Raw genomic sequence first — 19,981 nt, 5'->3', positions numbered from 1 at the left:
GTCACCGTTCACGCGGGCGCAGCAGTCGTTGGAGGCACAGAGCATGTCTAACCACCACAAGATCAAATCCCAGGAAGAACTGGCCGCGCTGTTCCGCGCCGACATCACCAACGGCGTCGGCAAGAGCGTCAAGCACGAGAGCGCGCCCAAGCACGTGTCCGGCGAAGCCGTTTACGTCGACGACCGCCTGGAGTTCCCCAACCAGCTGCATGTCTATGCCCGCATGAGCGACCGCGCCCATGCCCGCATCCTGCGCATCGACACCACCCCCTGCTACGCCTTCCCGGGCGTGGCCATCGCCATCACCGCCGAGGACGTTCCCGGCCAGCTGGACATCGGCCCGGTCGTGGCCGGCGACCCGCTGCTGGCGGACGGCAAGGTCGAGTACGTCGGCCAGGTGGTCATCGCCGTTGGTGCCGACAGCCTGGAAACCGCCCGCAAGGCGGCCATGGCCGCGATCATCGAATACGAAGACCTGGAGCCGGTGCTCGACGTGGTCGACGCGCTGCGCAAGAAGCACTTCGTCCTCGACAGCCACCAGCACAAGCGCGGTGACTCGGCCAGCGCCCTGGCCAGCGCGAAGAACCGCCTGCAGGGCAACCTGCATATCGGCGGCCAGGAGCACTTCTACCTGGAAACCCAGATCTCCTCGGTGATGCCCACCGAGGACGGCGGCATGATCGTCTACACCTCCACCCAGAACGCCACCGAGGTGCAGAAGCTGGTGGCCGAGGTGCTGGGCGTGCACATGCACAAGATCGTCATCGACATGCGCCGCATGGGCGGTGGCTTCGGCGGCAAGGAAACCCAGGCCGCCGGCCCGGCATGCCTCTGCGCGGTGATCGCGCACCTCACCGGCCGCCCGACCAAGATGCGCCTGCCGCGCGTCGAAGACATGAGCATCACCGGCAAGCGCCACCCGTTCTACGCCGAGTACGACATCGGCTTCGACGACAACGGCCTGCTCACCGGCATCGAACTGGAACTGGCGGGCAACTGCGGCTACTCGCCGGACCTCTCCGGCTCCATCGTCGACCGCGCGATGTTCCACTCGGACAACGCCTATTTCCTCGAACACGCCACCATCAACGGCCACCGCTGCAAGACCAACACCGCGTCGAACACCGCCTATCGCGGCTTCGGCGGCCCGCAGGGCATGGTGGTGATCGAAGAGATCATGGACGTGATCGCGCGCCACCTGGGCAAGGACCCGCTGGAGGTGCGCAAGACCAACTACTACGGCAAGGACGAGCGCAACGTCACCCACTACTACCAGCCGGTCGAGCACAACCTGCTGGATGAGATGACCGCCGACCTCGAGACCAGCAGCGAATACGCCAAGCGCCGCGAAGAGATCCGCGCGTTCAACGCCAAGAGCCCGGTGCTGAAAAAGGGCCTGGCGCTGACTCCGGTCAAGTTCGGCATCAGCTTCACCGCCACCTTCCTCAACCAGGCCGGCGCGCTCGTGCACATCTACACCGACGGTTCGATCCACCTGAACCACGGCGGCACCGAGATGGGCCAGGGCCTGAACACCAAGGTCGCCCAGGTGGTGGCCGAGGTCTTCCAGGTGGACATCGGCCGCATCCAGATCACCGCAACCAACACCGACAAGGTGCCCAACACCTCGCCGACCGCGGCCTCCAGCGGCACCGACCTGAACGGCAAGGCCGCGCAGAACGCTGCCGAAACCATCAAGAAGCGCCTGGTGGACTTCCTCGCCATCCACTTCAAGGTGACCGACGAAGACATCGAGTTCAGCAACGAGCAGGTGCGCGTACGCGACCACTACCTGTCCTTCGAGGAAGTGATCCAGCTCGCCTACTTCAACCAGATCTCGCTCTCCAGCACCGGTTTCTACCGCACGCCGAAGATCTTCTACGACCGCGACAAGGCCAGCGGCCGCCCCTTCTACTACTTCGCCTACGGCGCTGCCTGCGCGGAAGTGCTGGTGGATACCCTGACCGGCGAGTACAAGATGCTGCGCACCGACATCCTGCATGACGTGGGCGACTCGCTGAACCCGGCCATCGACATCGGCCAGGTGGAAGGCGCGTTCGTCCAGGGCATGGGCTGGCTGACCATGGAAGAGCTGGTGTGGAACGCCAAGGGCAAGCTGATGACCAGCGGCCCGGCGAGCTACAAGATCCCCGCCATCGCCGACATGCCCATCGACCTGCGGGTGAAGCTGGTAGAGAACCGCAAGAACCCCGAGCAGACGGTGTTCCACTCCAAGGCCGTTGGCGAGCCGCCCTTCATGCTCGGCATCGCCGTGTGGTGCGCACTCAAGGACGCCGTGGCCAGCCTGGCGGACTACAAGGCGCAACCGAACATCGATGCACCGGCCACTCCGGAGCGTGTGCTCTGGGGCGTGGAGCAGATGAAGAAGCTGCAGCAGGCGGCCAGCAAGCCCGCTGCCAGCCAGGTAGAGCCCGCCTGACGGCGGGCCGGGAGCCGAGATGAACAGCCAACCCGCCTTCAGCCGCGAAACCCCGGAACAGCAGGCCGCTCCCGTCCTGCCGACCGAAGCCTTGCGTCGCCCGGAACAGGATGTCTGGCGCCTCTCGCGCTCCGCCAAACCCCTGCGTACCTGGAGGTTGAGCAAATGAGCTGGATCAGCGCCCTGGCCGAACTCCAGCAACGCAGCGAAGCCTGCGTGCTGGTGACCATCATCGAAGAGCGCGGCTCCACCCCGCGCAATTCCGGCTCGAAGATGGTGGTCAGTGATGACCGCATCTACGAAACCATCGGTGGCGGCCACCTGGAGTTCAAGGCGATGGAAATCGCCCGGGAAATGCTCCGCACCCGCACCCAGGACACCCGCCTGGAACGCTTCAGCCTGGGCGCCAGCCTCGGCCAATGCTGTGGCGGTGCCACGGTGCTGCTGTTCGAACCCATGGGCCAGCCCCAGGCGCACATCGCCCTGTTCGGCGCCGGCCACGTCGGCCGCGCCCTGGTTCCGCTGCTCGCCAGCCTGCCCTGCAAGGTGCGCTGGATCGACTCGCGGGAGAACGAATTCCCGGCATTCATCCCGGCAGGCGTCGAGAGGGTGGTCAATGATGAAGTGGTCGATGAAGTCGAGCGCATGCCCGTCGGCAGCTACTTCATCGTCATGACCCATAACCACCAGCTCGACCTGGAGCTCACCGCAGAGATCCTCAAGCGCAACGACTTCGCCTACTACGGCCTGATCGGCTCGAAGACCAAACGCGTGAAGTTCGAACACCGCCTGCGCGACCGCGGCTTCGCCGCCGAGACCGTGCAACGCATGCGCTGCCCCATGGGCATCGCCGAGGTGAAAGGCAAGCTGCCCGCCGAGATCGCCATCTCCATCGCCGGCGAGATCATCGCCACCTACAACGCCACCTTCGGTCAGAAGGAAGAAGGCCAGGACGTGAAGAAAAGGGAAACAGTCGCCAAACTGGTGCCCTCTTCCCGCCGCGAACAGGCCTGACACCCCGATTCATGCAGAAGGACGCCGAGCTGCTTCAGCTCGGCGCTCGCCTGCGCGGAGCCCCGACACGGGGCATCACGATCACGAAAGAACGAGATTCAACATGACCAGCCCTGTAAAAGCCTATCGCGCCGCCATCCTGCACAGCATCGCCGACCCCGCCGAGGTGGGCATCGAGCAGTCCTACGAATACTTCGAGGACGGCGTGCTGGTGATCGAGGACGGCAAGGTCGCCCGCGCCGGCAATGCCGCCGACCTGCTGCCCGGTCTCAAGGGCGTGGACGTGCGCGAATACCGCGACGCCCTGATCACCCCCGGCTTCATCGACACCCACATCCACTACCCGCAGACCGGCATGATCGCCTCCTACGGCGAACAGCTGCTGGACTGGCTGAACACCTACACCTTCCCCACCGAGAAAGCCTTCGCCGACAAGGCCCACGCGGCGGACGTGGCGGCCATCTTCCTCAAGGAACTGCTGCGCAGCGGCACCACCACGGCCCTGGTGTTCGGCACCGTGCACAAGCAGTCGGTCGACGCCTTCTTCGAAGCCGCCGAAGCCCTGGACCTGCGCATGATCGCCGGCAAGGTGCTGATGGACCGCAACGCCCCCGACTACCTGACCGACACCCCGGAAAGCGGCTACGCCGACAGCAAGGAGCTGATCGAGCGCTGGCACGGCAAGGGCCGCCTGCACTACGCGGTGACCCCGCGCTTCGCCCCCACCAGCACCCCGGAGCAACTGACCCTGGCCGGCAAGCTGTTCGGCGAGTTCCCGGACCTGTACATGCACACCCACCTCTCCGAGAACAAGGCGGAGATCGAATGGGTGAAGTCGCTGTTCCCGGAGCGCAAGGGCTACCTGGACGTGTACGACCACTACGAGCTGATCGGCCCACGCGCGGTCTTTGCCCACGGCGTCCACGTCTGCGACGACGAGTGCAAGCGCCTGGCGGAAACCGGCTCGGCCGTGGCCTTCTGCCCCACCTCCAACCTGTTCCTGGGCAGCGGCCTGTTCGACCTGCAGAAGCTGGAAGAGCACGGCGTGCGCGTGGGCCTGGGCACTGACGTCGGCGCCGGCACCAGCTTCTCCCAGCTGCAGTCGCTGAACGAGGCCTACAAGGTCATGCAGCTGCAGGGCAAGAAGCTCGACCCGTTCAAATCCCTGTACCTGGCCACCCTGGGCGGCGCCCGCGCGCTGTACCTGGACGACAAGATCGGTAACTTCGCCAGCGGCAAGGACGCGGACTTCGTGGCCCTCGACTACCAGGCCACCCCGCTGATCGCCTACCGCATGCAGCAGGCCAAGACCATCGAGGAGAAGCTCTTCGCGCTGACCATCCTCGGCGACGACCGCTCCGTGAAGGAAACCTTCGCCGCCGGCCGCTCCGTGCACAAACGCGACTGATCCAGCGCCCCTCCCGAGAAGCCCCGCTTTGCGGGGCTTTTTCTTTGTGCACCGCCCGTGGGCGAATTCATTCGCGATGGGATATCCGGCCACATGCAGCCACATGCCGGCGGCGGATCTTTCGCGGCTGAAGCCGCTCCCACGGGAAGCACCTGCGACGCCGTGCCGCTGTAGGTCGGGGGCAACCCGACAGGGCTCCTGCGTGGAACCACGCGGGTTTCACCCGCCCTACGGAGCGGACCGGTGTGTAGGGTGGATGGCGCTCTTTTCATCCACCAAGCGACCTTCCAGCCCACACGCATGCCCGCCTCGTGGGAGCGAATTCATTCGCGATGAAGCCAGCAACCTGCGCCCTTTTTCGCGGCTGAAGCCGCTCCCACAGAGGCCGGTGGCCGTTGCGCCAGGCCGTCGGGTTGCACCCGACCTACCCGCCTCCCCCAAACCACCCGCCCACAAAAAAGCCCCGCATTGCGGGGCTTCTTCATTGCGCCAGGCTCAGGCGCTGCGCGAAGTGGCGCGGGTGCTTTTCTTCTTGCTCTGCAGCAGGTGCGAGAACACCGCGTGCAGGTCATCGGAGGCGGTCTCGCCTTCGAGGTTGAGCTTGGCGTCGACGCTGTCCATGTGGCGCATCATCAGGTCGACCGCGACCTCGACATTGTGCGATTCGATGGCGTCGATGACCTTGTCATGCTCCTCGTCCGAGCAGTGGGTGCGGCTGTTGCTCTCGTAGAGGGCGATGATCAGCGAGGTCTGCGAGATCAGGCTGCGCAGGAAGCCCAGCAGGGTGAAGTTGCCGGCGGCCTCGGCCAGTTTCAGATGGAACTCGCCGGACAGGCGGATGCCCATGCCGCGGTCACCACGGGCGAAGCATTCGCGCTCCTCGATGACCATCTGGCGCAGGCCGGCGATCTGTTCGGGGGTGGCGTTGACGCAGGCCAGTTCGGTGATAGCGCGCTCGATCATGCGACGGGCATAGAAGATCTGCCGCGCCTCCTCGGCACCGGGGCTGGCCACGACGGCACCACGGTTGGGACGCAGCAGCACCACGCCTTCATGGGCGAGGCGCGACAGGGCGCGACGGATGATGGTGCGGCTGACGCCGAAGATCTCACCCAGGGCTTCTTCGCTCAGCTTGGTGGCCGGGGCCAGGCGCTGTTCGAGGATGGCTTCGAAGATGTGTGCGTAGACGACTTCGTCCTGGGTGCCATTGCGCGTGCCTTTGGCGGCACGCGGCGGCTTCTTCAAACTGTGTTCAACGTCGTTCATGGGGGCCCACGTAGAAGGTTTCGAAAGCGGCAATAGGGCTGACACTACGCCGAGTCGGCATCGTATTGCCAGCCTCCGGCGGGGAAAGCCTCGGAAAAATGTGCGCATTGTACACAATCTGACCGAACAAAAGCAGTGCCGCTCCGCTCAACCTCACCTCTACAGGGCCCTGGAGCCCTCCGGCAGCTCCAGGCGCAACCCCATGCGCCGCCCCTCGCTCACCAGATGGTCACGCATCAGCGAGGACGCCAGCAGGCTGTCCCGTCGGCGGATGGCCTGCACCAGCGCTTCGTGCTCGCGCACCCGCTCCTGCAGCTCGTCGCCGCGCTGGCGCAGCAAGGCATCGCTGCGGGCCAGGGCGTCACCTGCCTGGGTCACCAGGGACTGGAAGATGGGGTTGGTGGTCAGCGAGCCGAGCAATTGATGGAAGCCTATATAGGCCTCGACGAAGGCATCCATGTCGTCATCCTCGGCGGCATCGCGCAGGTCCATCAGGCGCAGGCGCAGGCGGTCGAGGTCGCTTGATGCGATGGATTGCGCCACCAGGCCGACGATGAAGGGTTCCAGCGCATAGCGCAGCTGGATCACATCCTCGATGCTGTGGTCCCGGGGCGCCGTGATGGCGTGCTCTGTCGCCTCCCGCCCCAGCACCTGCACGCCCTTGCCGGGCAGCGAGCGGACCATGCCGAGGGTTTCCAGCACCGTTACCGCCTCGCGCAGGCAGGGCCGGCTTATGCCCAGTTGCTCGGCCAGCTCTCGTTGGCCCGGGAGCATCTCGCCGACGGGCCAGCGCCCCTGCTCGATGGACTCGCGCAGGGACTGGACGATGGAACCCACCAGGGTCGATGAGCTGTTCACTGTGATTTCCTCCTTGTGAAACCAGGCGAGCCGGATCGGGCCGCAGCATCATGCAGCCCACCAGCATCGTTCTCAATCCGCCGTTGTGCTCACACCACTGCGATCCTTGAAGGCGAAACCCTGTTCGCCGGCCAATACGCTGCGGGCGCGGCCCAGGTCGATGTCCTTCTCCCAGCGGGCGATGGCCACGGTGGCGATGCAGTTGCCGATCAGGTTGGTCAGCGCCCGGCCGATGCCCATGAACCAGTCCACCGACAACACCAGCACCAGGCCTACAACGGGTATGGCCGGTACGGCCGCGAGCGTGGCGGCCAGGATCACCAGCGCCGAACCTGGAATGCCGTGGGCGCCCTTGGAGGTCACCAGGGACACCAGCAGGATGGTGATCAGGTCATTCATCGCCAGCGGCGTTCCGGTGGCATGGGCGATGAAGACGATGGCCAGGGTCAGGTAGATGGAGAAGCCGTCCAGGTTGAAGGAATAGCCGGTGGGAATCACCAGACCCACCGTGGAACTGCGGATGCCCAGGTGCTCCAGCTTGCGCATGATCTGCGGCAGCACCGCATCCGAGGAGGCGGTGCCGAGGACGATCAGCAATTCCTCGCGCAGGTAGCCGAGGAACGGCCACAGGCGCAGCCCGGAAACCCGCAGCACGGTGCCCAGTACCAGCAGCACGAACACCGCGCAGGTGGCGTAGAACACCACCACCAGCCCGCCCAGGTGGCGCAGCGAATCCACGCCGTACTTGCTGGTGGTGAAGGCGATGGCGCCGAACACGCCGATGGGCGCCAGGCGCACGATCATGCCCATGATGCGGAAGATCACATGGCTCATCTCGTTGATCAGCCGGGCCACGCCCGAGGCGGCCTCGCCCACCTGGTTCAACGCACAGCCGAACAGCACCGAGAACAGCAGCACCTGGAGGATGTCGTTGCTGGCGAAGGCGCCAACGACCGAGGCCGGGATCAGCCCCATGACGAAGTCCACCGGCCCGTGCAGGTCGCCGGTGCGCGAGGTGTAGAGCGCAGCGTCTCCGGCCGGCAACTGGCCGAGATCGATATTGGCGCCCACGCCCAACCCGCCGCCATAGGCCACCAGCAGGCCGATCAGCAGCGCCACCGTGGTCAGCACCTCGAAATACACCACCGCCTTGAAGCCGATGCGGCCGACCTTCTTCAGGTCACCCGCCCCGGAAATGCCGCTCACCACCACGCAGAACACGATCAGCGCGATGAGCATCTTGATCAGCTTGATGAAGCCATCGCCCAAGGGCTTGAGCTGCGCGGAGAACTCGGGGAAGCCGATACCGCAGAGGATACCGATGACCAGGCCAATGACGACCTGCAGGAATATCGAGCGCGAGCACCACTTGAGCATGGGGGAATCTCCGTTGCGGTGCCCCCGGAGCGCTGGCGTGGCTACGCCCTTGTGCGAGATCCGGAGGCTTTGTTGTTGTGGTCTTACCGGTCAGTCCAGCACGCGCAGTCTATGCCCCCAAAAAGCTGCACACAAGCCGACAAACATTAATTGACTTTTTTGTACACAAACACATAATCCGACTGCGTACTTTTTGACCCAAAAGTCAGAAATCTCGCACTGCCCCGTGAGGCACCAAACCTCAGGCTTTTCGCTGCGCAAGGGACCCAGGTAACCAGCCGGCCGAAACAGCTAAAAACAACTAAATGAGAGGTACCTGCTGTGGAAAGCACCAAACAACAAGAACAAGGAACGTATGCTGCGAGCCCTCCCGCCAAAGGCCTGCTTGAACGCCTCTTCAAGCTGACCGAACACCGCACCACCGTGAGAACCGAGCTGGCCGCCGGCCTCACCACCTTCATCACCATGGCCTACATCATCTTCGTAAACCCCAACATCATGGCGGACGCCGGCATCGATCACGGTGCGGCATTCGTGGCCACCTGCCTGGCCGCGGCATTCGGCTGCTTCCTGATGGGCCTCTACGCCAACTGGCCGGTCGGCCTGGCACCGGGCATGGGCCTCAACGCCTTCTTCACCTACACCGTGGTCAACACCATGGGCTACAGCTGGCAGATCGCCCTCGGCGCGGTGTTCCTGTCCGGCGTGCTGTTCATGATCCTGACCTTCTCGCGCATCCGCGAATGGCTGCTCAACAGCATCCCCAGCAGCCTGCGCTTCGCCATGGGCGCGGGGGTCGGATTGTTCCTCGGGCTCATCGGCCTGAAGACCGCAGGCATCGTGGTACCGAACTCCAGCACCCTGGTGCACATCGGTGACCTGACCTCCCCCGCTCCCCTGCTGGCCGCCATCTGCTTCCTGATGATCGCCGTGCTGGAATATCGCCGCGTGTTCGGCGGCATCCTGATCAGCATCCTCACCGTCACCCTGATCGGCGTCGGCCTGGGCATCGTCAAGTTCGGCGGCGTCTTCTCCATGCCGCCGAGCCTGGCGCCCACCTTCATGGCGATGGACATCACCGGTGCGTTCGACGTGACCATGATCAGCGTGATCCTGGCCTTCCTCTTCGTGCACATGTTCGACACCGCCGGCACCCTGATGGGCGTGGCCCAGCGCGCGAACCTGGTGAAGGAAGACGGCCGCATCGAGAACCTGTCGAAAGCCATGAAGGCCGATAGCGCCTCCAGCGTGTTCGGCGGCGTGCTCGGCGTACCGCCGGTCACCAGCTACGTGGAAAGCGCCGCGGGCGTCGCCGCAGGCGGCCGCACCGGTCTGACCGCCGTCACCGTCGGCATCCTCTTCGTCGCCGCCATGTTCTTCGCCCCGCTGGCCGGCATGATCCCCGCCTACGCCACCTCCGGCGCGCTGATCTACGTCGCCATGCTGATGATGGGCGGCATGGCCCACATCGACTGGGACGAGCACACCGAAACCATTCCCGCGATCGTCACCGTCATCATGATGCCGCTGACCTTCTCGGTCGCCGACGGTATCGCCCTGGGCTTCGTGACCTATGTGGTGATGAAGGCCTGCACTGGCAAATACCGCGAGGTATCGCCCAGCCTGTATGCACTTTGCGCCATCTTCGTCGCCAAGTTCATTTTCCTGTAAGCTCGCCCCGCAACACCCCAAGGCCCTGGCGCTGAAGCGCCAGGGCCTTTTCATTTCCCGGAGACGAGCGAATGAGCCTGGAAACCTGGCTGCTGTTCAGCAGCGCCGCGCTGGTGGTGATCCTGATCCCCGGCCCCCTGTCCCTGCTGATGGTCAGCAACAGCCTCAACTACGGCATCCGCCGCTCTCTGCCCGCCTTCCTCGGTGGCGTCAGCGCCGCCACCGGGCTGCTCGCCGCCTCCGCGCTCGGCCTCGGCGCCCTGCTGCTGGCCTCCGAGCAACTGTTCAGCGCACTCAAGCTGGTGGGCGCGCTCTACCTCTTCTACCTCGCCTGGCAAAGCTGGAAGCAATCGCGCAACGCCGCCAAACCGGTGGCGACCGAGGAGCAACCGGTCAACCCGGGCTTCCGCGCCCTCTACTGGAAAGCCTTCGGCCTCGCCGCCAGCAACCCCAAGGACATCCTCTTCTTCGCCGCCTTCCTGCCCCAGTTCATCAGCGCCGACCGCCCGCTGCTGGGCCAGCTCTCGGTGATGATCGCCACCTGGGCCGTGCTGGACCTCGCCTGCAAGCTCTTCTACGGCCTCAGCGCCCACGCCGCCGCCCGCTACCTGCGTTCCGGCCAGGGCCAGGCCTGGTTCAACCGCGTCAGCGCCGGGCTGTTCGGCGCAGCGGGGACGGCGGCGCTGATCTCGCGCTGACGCCTTCCGCCGGCTCGACAAGGGCGGATTTCCGCCAGAAACACCCAGAAACGTGGCGGTTTCCCGCCATGAATTCCCCGCAGCGCTCGCAAGCGCTGCTCCGCAGGACCCAGAATCCGTGCCTCAACGCGCCTGGTACGGGTCTTGCCATTGCATCGCCAACGAGCCGACAAGAACAAGACTGGCCGTGATTCAGGTACTGACCGCTTTCCCCCTGGTCAGCGCCTAGACTTGCTCTTGTCAGCCGTAGTAGCGCTACCCGCGCATGGATCTGCTTACAACTACAAGAGGAAGTCCCATGTTCAAACCCACGCTAAAAGCTCTCGCCTGTGCACTCGCCCTGGGTGCCGCCAGCCTGGCGCATGCTGCCGATCCCATCGTCATCAAGTTCTCCCACGTCGTCGCCGAACACACGCCCAAGGGCCAGGGCGCGCTGCTATTCAAGAAGCTCGCGGAAGAACGCCTGCCCGGCAAGGTCAAGGTCGAGGTCTACCCGAACTCCTCGCTCTTCGGCGACGGCAAGGAAATGGAAGCGCTGCTGCTGGGCGACGTGCAGATGATCGCGCCCTCCCTGGCCAAGTTCGAGCAGTACACCAAGCAGGTGCAGCTGTTCGACCTACCCTTCCTGTTCAACGACATCCAGGCCGTCGACCGCTTCCAGCTCAGCCCCGAGGGCCAGGGCCTGCTGAAGTCCATGGAGAGCAAGAACATCACCGGGCTGGGTTACTGGCACAACGGCATGAAGCAGCTCTCGGCCAACAAGCCCCTGCGCGAACCCAAGGACGCCCGCGGCCTGAAGTTCCGCGTGCAGGCTTCCGCCGTGCTCGAGGAGCAGTTCAAGGCCGTACGCGCCAACCCGCGCAAGATGAGCTTCGCCGAGGTCTACCAGGGCCTGCAGACCGGCGTGGTCAACGGCGCCGAGAACCCCTGGTCGAACATCTACTCGCAGAAGATGCATGAAGTGCAGAAGTACATCACCGAGTCCAACCACGGTGTGCTCGACTACATGCTGATCACCAACACCAAGTTCTGGAACGGCCTGCCGCCGGATGTACGCAGCGAGCTGGAGAAGATCACCCAGGAAGTCACCGCCGAGGTGAACAAGCAGGCCGAAGCCCTCAACCAGGGTGACAAGCAGCGCATCATCGAAGCCAAGACCAGCGAGATCATCGAGCTCACCCCCGAGCAGCGCAACGAATGGCGCGACGCCATGAAGCCGGTGTGGAAGAAGTTCGAAGGCGAGATCGGCGCCGACCTGATCAAGGCCGCCGAAGCGGCCAACCAGGCTCAGTAACCGCCAGCCGGCGCGGGACCACCGCGCCGGCACCGCCTCCAGCCATCGGGAGACACCATCCATGAACGCCCTAAGGCGCGTCTGGGACCACTTCGAGGAAGGCTTCATCGCCTTCCTCCTGGCGGCCATGACGCTGGTCACCTTCGTCTACGTGATCCTCAACAACCTCTACACCCTCTTCTACAACCTCGCCGACCGCTGGGAAGGTGCCAGCGAAAGCCTCTTCGCCATCGGCGACAGCATCATGGGCATGGCCCAGGCCATGACCTGGAGCACCTCGCTGACCAAGGCCCTGTTCGCCTGGCTGATCTTCTTCGGCCTTTCCTACGGCGTACGTACCGCCGGCCACATCGGCGTCGACGCCTTGGTCAAGCTCACCTCGCGCAAGGTGCAACGCATCATCGGCGTCATCGCCTGCCTCTGCTGCCTGGCCTACGCCGGCCTGCTGGGCGTGGCCAGCTTCGAGTGGGTGCAGACCCTGTTCACCGCCGCCATCGGTGCGGAAGACCTCGGCCACTACGGCGTCATGCAATGGCATATCGCCCTGATCGTGCCCCTCGGCTTCGCCATGGTCTTCATCCGCTACGGCGAAATCCTCGTGCGCCTGCTGCAGAACCGGCAGACCGGTCTCGGCCTGGCCGATGAAGCCGCCGACGCCCTGAAACTCACCGAGCTCGAGGAAGGCAAGCAATGACCATCCTGTTCCTCTTCCTCCTGCTGTTCCTGCTGATGTTCATCGGCGTGCCCATCGCCATCTCCCTGGGCCTCGCCGGCTCGCTGACCATCATGCTGTTCAGCCCCGACTCGGTGCGCTCGCTGGCCATCAAGCTGTTCGAGACCTCCGAGCACTACACCCTGCTGGCCATTCCCTTCTTCCTGCTGGCCGGCGCCTTCATGACCACCGGCGGCGTGGCCAAGCGCCTGATCGACTTCGCCAACGCCTGCGTCGGCCACATCCGCGGTGGCCTCGCCATCGCCGCAGTACTGGCCTGCATGCTGTTCGCCGCCCTCTCCGGCTCCAGCCCCGCCACCGTGGCCGCTGTGGGCTCCATCGCCATCGCCGGCATGGTGCGCTCCGGCTACCCGCAGGCGTTCGGCGCCGGCATCGTGTGCAACGCCGGCACCCTGGGCATCCTCATCCCGCCGTCCATCGTCATGGTGGTCTACGCCGCCGCCACCGAAACTTCGGTGGGCAAGCTGTTCATGGCGGGCGTCGTCCCCGGTCTTCTACTTGGCCTGGTGCTGATGGTGGCGATCTACATCATCGCGGTGAAGAAGAACCTGCCTGCCATGCCCCGCGCCACCTTCCGCGAATGGCTCAGCGCCGCGCGCAAGGCGATCTGGGGGCTGCTGCTGATGGTGATCATCCTCGGCGGCATCTACTCAGGCATGTTCACCCCCACCGAAGCCGCCGCCGTCGCCGCCGTCTACTCGGCCTTCATCGCCCTGTTCGTCTACAAGGACATGAAGCTCAGCGAAGCGCCCAAGGTGCTGCTGGAGTCGGGCAAGCTGTCGATCATGCTGATGTTCATCATCGCCAACGCCATGCTCTTCGCCCACGTGCTGACCACCGAGCAACTGCCCCAGCAGATCACCGCCTGGGTCATCGAAGCGGGGCTCACCCCCTTCATGTTCCTGCTCATGGTCAACATCGTGCTGCTGGTGGCCGGCGCCTTCATGGAGCCCTCGGCGATCATCCTGATCCTCGCGCCCATCCTCTTCCCCATCGCCATGAAGCTGGGCATCGACCCGATCCACCTCGGCATCATCATGGTCGTCAACATGGAGATCGGCCTGATCACCCCACCCGTGGGGCTCAACCTCTTCGTCACCTCCGCGGTGACCGGCATGCCGCTGACCTCCACCATCCGCGCCGCCATGCCCTGGCTGATGATCCTGCTCGCCTTCCTGATCCTCATCACCTACGTGCCCTGGATCTCCCTGGCACTGCCCAACTGGCTGGGTATGAGCTGACTGTTCGCAGATACAAAAAAGCCCGGCTTAGTGCCGGGCTTTTTTATGGGGGCGCAAGAGCACTCGATTCAATGCTTCAGAAGCCAAAGCGCAGGTAGTCGACAGCACTCGCTTTGCGTGGAAAAGCTCATTGGAACGCTCTTTCTCTTGTACTGGAAGCAATCACGCAGTGCTGCCAAGCCGGTAGCAGCCGAGGAGCAACCGGCCAAGCCGGGCTTCCGAGCCCTCCACTGGAAAGCCTTCGGCCTTGCCGCGAGCAACCTGAAGGGCATCCTCTTCTTTCCCGCCTTTCCACCCCAGTTCATCAGCGCCGACCTCCCACTGCTGGGTCAGCTCTCGGTGATGATCGCCACCTGGGCCGTGCTGGACCTCGTCTGCAAACTCTTCTACGGCCTCAGCGCCCACGCCGCCGACCGCTACCTGCGTTCCGGCCAGGGCCAGGCCTGATTCAACCGCGTCAGCGCCGGGCTGTTCGGTGCGGCGGGAACAGCGGCGTTGATATCTCGCTGAAACGGTTCCTCTGAAATGACGAAGCCCGGCGGATGCCGGGCTTTTTATGATGGGGCGAGAGGGCTTAGCTGCAGGCGCTCAAACGAGCTCGTCGAACTACTCAGCGAAACAGACACAAGAATCCAGCAGCAGATTGACCGTACCGGCCAAGCCGCAGCCACTCACCCCGCTATCAGAGTGGAGGACAGGGAAAGCGGATCCACCTGCTCAACGCATACCACTGTAGGGATCCGCAATCGTTGAGGACATCTCAGCTTCTGCCTCCTCAATTGCCTCTCGACTGGCAATGGACATCACCTGCCTATCAAGCCCTAGAAGAAATTCCCAGGCTTCTACCAGTCCTAATTTAGATACGATCGACAAGGCGTAATCGGTTATTTCTGGCTGGTCTCGCCAACATAAGATGATCAACTGTTCGACACGAGATTTCAGCGGCTCTGGCAATAAAGAATATGTATGCCATTGGCGGTCAGCCAACTCGTCAAGCGCCTCCATGAACGGGAGCACTTCCATATCACCTTGTGTCTGTAGAAGCGTTTCGATTTCATAGCGAACAGCTTCAGGTGCTGCTTCCTCGGTTAATGATCGATGGCACTCAGAGTTTTTCATCATCAAAAAATTCATTAGCAGTATTCGACCCTCTTCGTCTTAGCAAGGTTACTACCGTTGTAACACCCTGAGAGCAATAGCACACTTATGCACTCTCTCAACCAAGAGAGTCCCAGCGAATATAAAAGCACTCAGTAAACTGACCCTACCAGCAACGATCACCCTAAATAGGGTGCCACCATCACCCACATGCACATGCCGAAACCCTCCTTGGCAACTGAGTGCCAAATGGCGCTCACATGACTAGACCGAAACACCACCTCCATCTAAACATGCGCGAGCAGACAAAAGTATCATACGACAGCTCCAGCCACGCCTTTCAAGAAGCCTATCAAAGCTCATCAAACATTTGCCGCTCATAGAACTGCATTTCTGGAAACTTAGCATCACTATCAAATATCAAAGCATGCCCTTCATGCTTTTGCAGAAAAGCTTGAAGCGCAAGCCAAACTCTGCCCTCATCAACCCATTTCATCTCCTGCTCGGAGAACATCCCCTGTAAAACCAGCCTCTCCCCCTTCGCAATTTTTTTACCGAAATTCAGAGACACCTCACAATCCCTACAGCAAATGTTATAATAATCACCCACTACAAATTCCTTCAGCAACTCCATTAGAGCCTAGCAATTACGACAAACTGCAAAAATAAAGACAGGGAAAGAGCTCACTGAGCCTATCACTTGGCAGAAGCCTATCAACAGAAAAATCCACGCTCGTTGAAACCGCAACTCCCTTACGGAGCTCCGAAGGAAAGTCATTGATTGACCCAAGCACACCAGGGACCATAAACCTGTAATAATCCCCCATCTTGGATTCACCTATATGCCCGACGGGGTAATCATCACCAGGAAAACTCCCTTCCACTGCATGATAAACATAGAACCCCTTGTTTTTAGCCACGTTGGCATCCGCAAACCGGCCTCTCCTTAACAACTCCTCTTGAAGCCTGCCACGCACTTCCTCTCGAGAGGAAAACTCACGCCACATAAATGCAGAGTACAGATCCACCTCAAACGAACCGCCTTTATCTTGGGGGTATTCCACGTACTCAGCAGACTCCTCCCATATGAACTCATTCATCTTATCTAGCAATATCTCAACCTGATCAACCCTCAATAACTGGCTTGGTAGACCTCCAAAACCGTTATTCACCATCATTGCCAAGCAACCATTTATATCGATAGCAAACCACGTATGTATAACGCCAAAGCCAGGCACCCAATCCTTGCCAAGCATCGTCATACCCTCCTGTTTAGAAACGAACGCTACTCCTGCTCACCCGCAATTTCACGCCAATACGTTGATGGTATTCGCTTTTCCAGCCAGCCCGTAGGGAGTTCAACGGCACACATACTCAAATTTCGTTCAAACAGAGCTCCAGAAGATAAAAAATCGACATCACCAGACGACGATGGATAATTACCACTTCTATTGAAATTCTCCCAATGCTCAATCCCAGCACCCAAATATAATCCAATAGAATAGATCGCTTCGCTCAGCGAACCATATATAAACTCTACGAGTAGCCCACCTTCATCGTACCCATACGTATCAAACTCAACTAGAACTCTATTACCTGCAGCGATGCTGACCGACCTTACCAAGCCGGGATACTCATCTAGCAAGTGCTTGCTTACGCAAACGCTGTTAGTAGAGCCAACGGAAATATAAGCCTCAATTTCTGAAATATTCATCATTACAGTTCATGCAAAAATGACTATCCATACCTTGCAACCGTGATCGTCGATAACGCTTACTTGGATCTACTTATCGCTTAGCGCCCCGACGGGATCGGCAATGAAGCGATACGCTCTCGACCCTTCAAATAGTCTTGTCAGTCGCTCCAGAGAGGGCCCTACAACCCGTCCATCTTGGCCGAGAACGATCAGACAGTCCGCGTCCCTGGCAAGATCAGAAAAAAATCTCAACTCATCTACCACTGCCTCACGGGCGTCGACAAAAACCACCACATCATCTGTCCAGAGTTCCACCCGCGTACCGTTATCGCGCCCAAACATAGCCGCCTCTTCGCTCCAGGAGCCGGATAACGGATACCGAGACTCGACGCGCGACCGAATAAGTGGGGAAACGCCCTCTCCCATCCAGTAATCAGGGTACTGCTTGTTCTCGTCGAACTCAGAGTCGACAGAATGGGGTTTGTATTCGTCTAGGCTCAGAGGAATACATCCATATACTTTCAGCAACCCGGATGTGGGAACCAGATAGATCCTGAAATGCCAGACAGCCATTCTTGGCTCCTCTATTCTTGATAAGCGCTAACTAGTCGGCAGGACATTCCGTTTGCGGATGACATAGATCAGTGCAATGCAATAGAGCATTACAACCAACCCATAGCCGACGCTAAAGATTAGCATCGAGTAATCAAACGCAGTTGCGAAGTCCGCTTTCTCGATCTCCATCACATGCCCCTCGACGCCCCAAGAGGCCCCGGTGATAAGGCTAATCACCAAGGCCGGCATATAAGTCCAGAGCACCACGAAATGAGGACGTCCCTGCACCTTGCTGGCCAGCAACCACGACACCATGTAAAGCGCCGATACCACCGCTGCGCTGAGCCACATTCCCGTGTGAGCGTCCAGTGGGATAGCAGCAGGCGCTCTCCAAGTACTGGCATGGTGATCAGCACCATGACGCAGGACAAGAACAGGAAGAAGGCGATGAGAATAAGGGAGAGTGCACGCATGACGTTCCTTGTGAACGGGCTACACAAGCGCGTCCTGTAGCTCCATAACCACGGGGCGCGGGGACTATTCGGTCAAGCACCCCGGCTTGCCACAATCGCGGCCACTTGAAGCGGAGGATGAAACGTTCTCGGATTGCTCGTAGGCCACCTCGTCGAAGGGCGGGTCGGCGAGCACCTGGGCGACGAAGGTATCGACGATCACCCGCACGTTCGCTCCTCGAGCATCCCCAGTCGGGATCAGGCCGATCCTGTGCTCGGTGTGATTGACGATCTCGTAAGCGCGGAGCGGCTTCTCACCTTTGCTGACAAGGAAGCCGATACGGCTATCCCAGTATGTCGGGGCGGGCACGAGGAAGAAGGTGAACGCACTCAGGAACATCCTGGGGATGTTGTGCCACTGCCAGTAGTTGCTCTGGGAAATGACCACCAGGTTGTAGCCGTTCCGATCATAGCCCTCGGTCACCTGCTCGAACGCCCCGGTACCTCGCAGATAGTTGCGAATGAGAGGCGCCGGTACATCTCCACTCATCACGACATTGATGGGGGGCAGCGGCTCGCCGAGTACGATGTCCGGCTCCTTGAGCGTGTGATGGATCTGGCAGCCTGTCAGGAGCAGTAATGCTGCAAGCAATAGCATGCACTTCTTCATTTCAGCTCCCCGGACATCAGCGCCTTGTAGACAGAAGCTTTGGGGCCGTTCTGGTCGATAATCGTCGGATAAGCACCATCGAGGTACTTGAGGTCGAGTTCTTCAATGGAAGGCAACTCAGGGTGCGCCGTCCTTGCGAGCGCTAAATCCCGCTCCGGATGGCGGCTATGGAAATAGGTACAGGCATTCCCGACGATAATGCAGGCGCTGCGGAAATCACCGATGTAGTAGGCCTTGCCAGCCTCCAGATTCAGCGGAATCGAGAAATCCTCCCGACTCCAGGAGCGAGTACGCCCAGTATCGAACCAGACGTTGAAGAGCTCATAGCGTCCAGGCTTCAACGGCATCACGAACAACGAGCCAACTCCTTTCGATCGATCACGTACATCTCGAGGCGTCTGGACGAACCAACCATTGAGCGACTGTGCAGAGGCGAACTCATGACCGCCGCGCTGGCGCAGTAGCAGTTTCTGCTCTTCGGCAGCGATATAGGCATCCGACCAGATACCCACGACACCGATCAGATAACTGGTGCCAGAAGTGGCGGTAGGTTCGTAGGAGGCAGGTACCGATGAGGTGGGCATGCTGTAGCAGCCCCCCAGACTGACAAGGGCAAGAGCGATAAAGAATTTCTGGAGCATTAGGCGACCGATAACGAAGAAAGAAATGGCTGTCCCGACCGGGTAATGGCCGGAAGCAAAATATCTGAGGGGAGTGACGCCGGCACCGTAACCTGTGCCGGCACTATCGACTTAACGTCAGTCTTTTGCTTTCAGCAGGACATACGCCTCACCGCCACTTCGGTCATGAGCGAGGATGAAAACCTGGCCGCCGAGCGTGACCATGGAAGGAGCGGTTTGCGCAACCGGAGTGCCGGATAGACCACGAGCAGAGTCCAGCAATTGCCGGGTAAGGCTTTCGTCCCGCTGCGAAGGCGTGGTCACAGCACACTCCTTCCCTGCCTGGATCTGGACACTCATGCTCTTGTCAGCGTTGAAGCCCGCCATCATGAAGCCCATATCGGTAACTTCGACACCAAATTTCTTGGCGACCACTGCGGCCTGAGAGAAGTCGGGCGCAGTCTTCAGGCAGATATCACGGAAGGCCTGAATAGCAGCAGAAGGTGCTTCATTAGAGGCAACTGGAAGAGTTGCTGGATCTTTATTGGAACAGGCAGTCATAAGAGCCATGACCGCGACAAGACAAGTACGTTTCATATTTCCTTAACACCCTTTCATTTACAGCCTATTCAGATCATAGCCCTAGCACATGCCCAAAGAGCTCAACTATAAGCAGCACAACAAACCATTGACCGGCATCCGCCCAAGCAGACTTTCACCCCTCACCCATCGCCCAGTTACACAGACAGAATATATTTCTTCCTCAACCCGACTAAGGTAGTAGGCAAACACGTAATACTGATCACTCTTTAACCTTGAAAGCCCATCACTTCCAATACTGCACACAGCATAAGATTAAGCAAATTGGGTCAATCACACTCGCGAAGTCG

General features: G+C 61.0%; 21 protein-coding genes and 1 pseudogene. 10 read left to right on the top strand and 12 right to left on the bottom strand.

Annotated elements, in window-relative coordinates; translation table 11 throughout:
- Positions 1–43: 43 nt before the first annotated feature.
- From xdhB to guaD, 4 genes are all read left to right on the top strand, one after another.
- The gene (gene xdhB, locus ACXI0U_RS08225) at positions 44–2,440 is read left to right on the top strand and encodes a xanthine dehydrogenase molybdopterin binding subunit (RefSeq protein WP_479550000.1); all 2,397 of its coding nucleotides are present in this window, start codon (positions 44–46) and stop codon (positions 2,438–2,440) included.
- Positions 2,441–2,459: 19 nt separating this feature from the next.
- Entirely contained in the window at positions 2,460–2,609 is a 150-nt protein-coding gene (locus ACXI0U_RS08220) for a hypothetical protein (protein WP_158480976.1), read from the top strand.
- Complete coding sequence (gene xdhC / locus ACXI0U_RS08215) at positions 2,606–3,454, top strand: xanthine dehydrogenase accessory protein XdhC (protein WP_479549999.1); 849 nt, start codon at positions 2,606–2,608, stop codon at positions 3,452–3,454. The genes ACXI0U_RS08220 and xdhC overlap by 4 nt, the downstream gene beginning before the upstream one ends.
- Before the next feature lie 103 nt (positions 3,455–3,557).
- On the top strand, positions 3,558–4,862 hold the full coding sequence (gene guaD / locus ACXI0U_RS08210; protein WP_479549998.1) for a guanine deaminase: 1,305 nt from the start codon (positions 3,558–3,560) through the stop codon (positions 4,860–4,862).
- Between the two features lie 495 nt (positions 4,863–5,357).
- Here the strand turns inward: guaD and ACXI0U_RS08205 are convergent, their stop codons facing one another.
- The 3 genes from ACXI0U_RS08205 to ACXI0U_RS08195 all read right to left on the bottom strand — a co-directional run bounded on the left by ACXI0U_RS08205 (position 5,358) and on the right by ACXI0U_RS08195 (position 8,363).
- A complete protein-coding gene (locus ACXI0U_RS08205) occupies positions 5,358–6,128 on the bottom strand; it encodes a GntR family transcriptional regulator (RefSeq protein ID WP_031288141.1) in 771 nt (256 codons plus the stop codon).
- 159 nt (positions 6,129–6,287) lie between these two features.
- Entirely contained in the window at positions 6,288–6,986 is a 699-nt protein-coding gene (locus ACXI0U_RS08200) for a FadR/GntR family transcriptional regulator (RefSeq protein ID WP_021220507.1), read from the bottom strand.
- A 72-nt stretch (positions 6,987–7,058) separates the two neighbouring features.
- On the bottom strand, positions 7,059–8,363 hold the full coding sequence (locus ACXI0U_RS08195; protein WP_021220508.1) for a C4-dicarboxylate transporter DctA: 1,305 nt from the start codon (positions 8,361–8,363) through the stop codon (positions 7,059–7,061).
- Positions 8,364–8,684: 321 nt separating this feature from the next.
- On the opposite strand from ACXI0U_RS08195, the gene ACXI0U_RS08190 reads away from it, so the two are divergent.
- From ACXI0U_RS08190 to ACXI0U_RS08165, 6 genes and pseudogenes are all read left to right on the top strand, one after another.
- Positions 8,685–10,034: an NCS2 family permease gene (locus ACXI0U_RS08190; protein ID WP_043243483.1), complete on the top strand. Its 1,350-nt coding sequence runs from the start codon at positions 8,685–8,687 to the stop codon at positions 10,032–10,034.
- Positions 10,035–10,105: 71 nt separating this feature from the next.
- Positions 10,106–10,732 (top strand): LysE family translocator, encoded by a 627-nt coding sequence (locus ACXI0U_RS08185; protein ID WP_184488857.1) that lies wholly within the window; start codon positions 10,106–10,108, stop codon positions 10,730–10,732.
- A 298-nt stretch (positions 10,733–11,030) separates the two neighbouring features.
- Entirely contained in the window at positions 11,031–12,026 is a 996-nt protein-coding gene (dctP, locus tag ACXI0U_RS08180; RefSeq protein ID WP_021220511.1) for a C4-dicarboxylate TRAP substrate-binding protein DctP, read from the top strand.
- A gap of 61 nt (positions 12,027–12,087) precedes the next feature.
- Positions 12,088–12,720, top strand: coding sequence for a TRAP transporter small permease (locus ACXI0U_RS08175; protein WP_479549997.1), 633 nt, complete (start codon positions 12,088–12,090; stop codon positions 12,718–12,720).
- Positions 12,717–14,000, top strand: coding sequence for a C4-dicarboxylate TRAP transporter large permease protein DctM (dctM, locus tag ACXI0U_RS08170; protein ID WP_184488859.1), 1,284 nt, complete (start codon positions 12,717–12,719; stop codon positions 13,998–14,000). The genes ACXI0U_RS08175 and dctM overlap by 4 nt, the downstream gene beginning before the upstream one ends.
- A 123-nt stretch (positions 14,001–14,123) precedes the next feature.
- Positions 14,124–14,510, top strand: a pseudogene (locus ACXI0U_RS08165) (LysE family translocator); the annotation flags it as partial.
- A 207-nt stretch (positions 14,511–14,717) separates the two neighbouring features.
- Here the strand turns inward: ACXI0U_RS08165 and ACXI0U_RS08160 are convergent.
- From ACXI0U_RS08160 to ACXI0U_RS08120, 9 genes are all read right to left on the bottom strand, one after another.
- The gene (locus tag ACXI0U_RS08160; RefSeq protein WP_431484030.1) at positions 14,718–15,134 is read right to left on the bottom strand and encodes a hypothetical protein; all 417 of its coding nucleotides are present in this window, start codon (positions 15,132–15,134) and stop codon (positions 14,718–14,720) included.
- Between the two features lie 316 nt (positions 15,135–15,450).
- On the bottom strand, positions 15,451–15,669 hold the full coding sequence (locus tag ACXI0U_RS08155) for a hypothetical protein (protein WP_431484029.1): 219 nt from the start codon (positions 15,667–15,669) through the stop codon (positions 15,451–15,453).
- A gap of 76 nt (positions 15,670–15,745) precedes the next feature.
- A complete protein-coding gene (locus ACXI0U_RS08150; protein WP_431484028.1) occupies positions 15,746–16,354 on the bottom strand; it encodes a hypothetical protein in 609 nt (202 codons plus the stop codon).
- 29 nt (positions 16,355–16,383) lie between these two features.
- Positions 16,384–16,812, bottom strand: a complete 429-nt coding sequence (locus ACXI0U_RS08145) for a hypothetical protein (protein WP_479549996.1) — start codon at positions 16,810–16,812, stop codon at positions 16,384–16,386.
- A 69-nt stretch (positions 16,813–16,881) separates the two neighbouring features.
- A complete protein-coding gene (locus tag ACXI0U_RS08140; RefSeq protein ID WP_479549995.1) occupies positions 16,882–17,367 on the bottom strand; it encodes a hypothetical protein in 486 nt (161 codons plus the stop codon).
- 27 nt (positions 17,368–17,394) lie between these two features.
- Positions 17,395–17,700 carry a hypothetical protein gene (locus ACXI0U_RS08135; protein ID WP_479549994.1) on the bottom strand — a complete coding sequence of 102 codons (306 nt, stop codon included), beginning with the start codon at positions 17,698–17,700 and terminating at the stop codon, positions 17,395–17,397.
- A gap of 186 nt (positions 17,701–17,886) precedes the next feature.
- Entirely contained in the window at positions 17,887–18,471 is a 585-nt protein-coding gene (locus ACXI0U_RS08130; protein ID WP_479549993.1) for a hypothetical protein, read from the bottom strand.
- Positions 18,468–19,112, bottom strand: a complete 645-nt coding sequence (locus tag ACXI0U_RS08125; RefSeq protein ID WP_479549992.1) for a hypothetical protein — start codon at positions 19,110–19,112, stop codon at positions 18,468–18,470. Before ACXI0U_RS08125 ends, ACXI0U_RS08130 begins: the two co-directional genes overlap by 4 nt.
- 117 nt (positions 19,113–19,229) lie before the next feature.
- Positions 19,230–19,688, bottom strand: coding sequence for a hypothetical protein (locus tag ACXI0U_RS08120; protein WP_479549991.1), 459 nt, complete (start codon positions 19,686–19,688; stop codon positions 19,230–19,232).
- Between the last annotated feature and the right edge of the window lie 293 nt (positions 19,689–19,981).

It is taken from the genome of Pseudomonas sp. C9D1 (assembly GCF_056491235.1).
This window is presented reverse-complemented; position numbering and strand designations above follow the sequence as displayed.

Excerpts from the sequence above, each read along its gene's own strand:
- xdhB (WP_479550000.1), top strand. The coding sequence starts at position 44 with ATGTCTAACCACCACAAGATCAAATCCCAGGAAGAACTGGCCGCGCTG.
- ACXI0U_RS08220 (WP_158480976.1), top strand. The coding sequence starts at position 2,460 with ATGAACAGCCAACCCGCCTTCAGCCGCGAAACCCCGGAACAGCAGGCC.
- xdhC (WP_479549999.1), top strand. The coding sequence starts at position 2,606 with ATGAGCTGGATCAGCGCCCTGGCCGAACTCCAGCAACGCAGCGAAGCC.
- guaD (WP_479549998.1), top strand. The coding sequence starts at position 3,558 with ATGACCAGCCCTGTAAAAGCCTATCGCGCCGCCATCCTGCACAGCATC.
- ACXI0U_RS08205 (WP_031288141.1), bottom strand. The coding sequence starts at position 6,128 with ATGAACGACGTTGAACACAGTTTGAAGAAGCCGCCGCGTGCCGCCAAA.
- ACXI0U_RS08195 (WP_021220508.1), bottom strand. The coding sequence starts at position 8,363 with ATGCTCAAGTGGTGCTCGCGCTCGATATTCCTGCAGGTCGTCATTGGC.
- ACXI0U_RS08185 (WP_184488857.1), top strand. The coding sequence starts at position 10,106 with ATGAGCCTGGAAACCTGGCTGCTGTTCAGCAGCGCCGCGCTGGTGGTG.
- dctP (WP_021220511.1), top strand. The coding sequence starts at position 11,031 with ATGTTCAAACCCACGCTAAAAGCTCTCGCCTGTGCACTCGCCCTGGGT.
- ACXI0U_RS08175 (WP_479549997.1), top strand. The coding sequence starts at position 12,088 with ATGAACGCCCTAAGGCGCGTCTGGGACCACTTCGAGGAAGGCTTCATC.
- dctM (WP_184488859.1), top strand. The coding sequence starts at position 12,717 with ATGACCATCCTGTTCCTCTTCCTCCTGCTGTTCCTGCTGATGTTCATC.
- ACXI0U_RS08160 (WP_431484030.1), bottom strand. The coding sequence starts at position 15,134 with ATGAATTTTTTGATGATGAAAAACTCTGAGTGCCATCGATCATTAACC.
- ACXI0U_RS08150 (WP_431484028.1), bottom strand. The coding sequence starts at position 16,354 with ATGCTTGGCAAGGATTGGGTGCCTGGCTTTGGCGTTATACATACGTGG.
- ACXI0U_RS08145 (WP_479549996.1), bottom strand. The coding sequence starts at position 16,812 with ATGAATATTTCAGAAATTGAGGCTTATATTTCCGTTGGCTCTACTAAC.
- ACXI0U_RS08140 (WP_479549995.1), bottom strand. The coding sequence starts at position 17,367 with ATGGCTGTCTGGCATTTCAGGATCTATCTGGTTCCCACATCCGGGTTG.
- ACXI0U_RS08135 (WP_479549994.1), bottom strand. The coding sequence starts at position 17,700 with ATGTGGCTCAGCGCAGCGGTGGTATCGGCGCTTTACATGGTGTCGTGG.
- ACXI0U_RS08130 (WP_479549993.1), bottom strand. The coding sequence starts at position 18,471 with ATGAAGAAGTGCATGCTATTGCTTGCAGCATTACTGCTCCTGACAGGC.
- ACXI0U_RS08125 (WP_479549992.1), bottom strand. The coding sequence starts at position 19,112 with ATGCTCCAGAAATTCTTTATCGCTCTTGCCCTTGTCAGTCTGGGGGGC.
- ACXI0U_RS08120 (WP_479549991.1), bottom strand. The coding sequence starts at position 19,688 with ATGAAACGTACTTGTCTTGTCGCGGTCATGGCTCTTATGACTGCCTGT.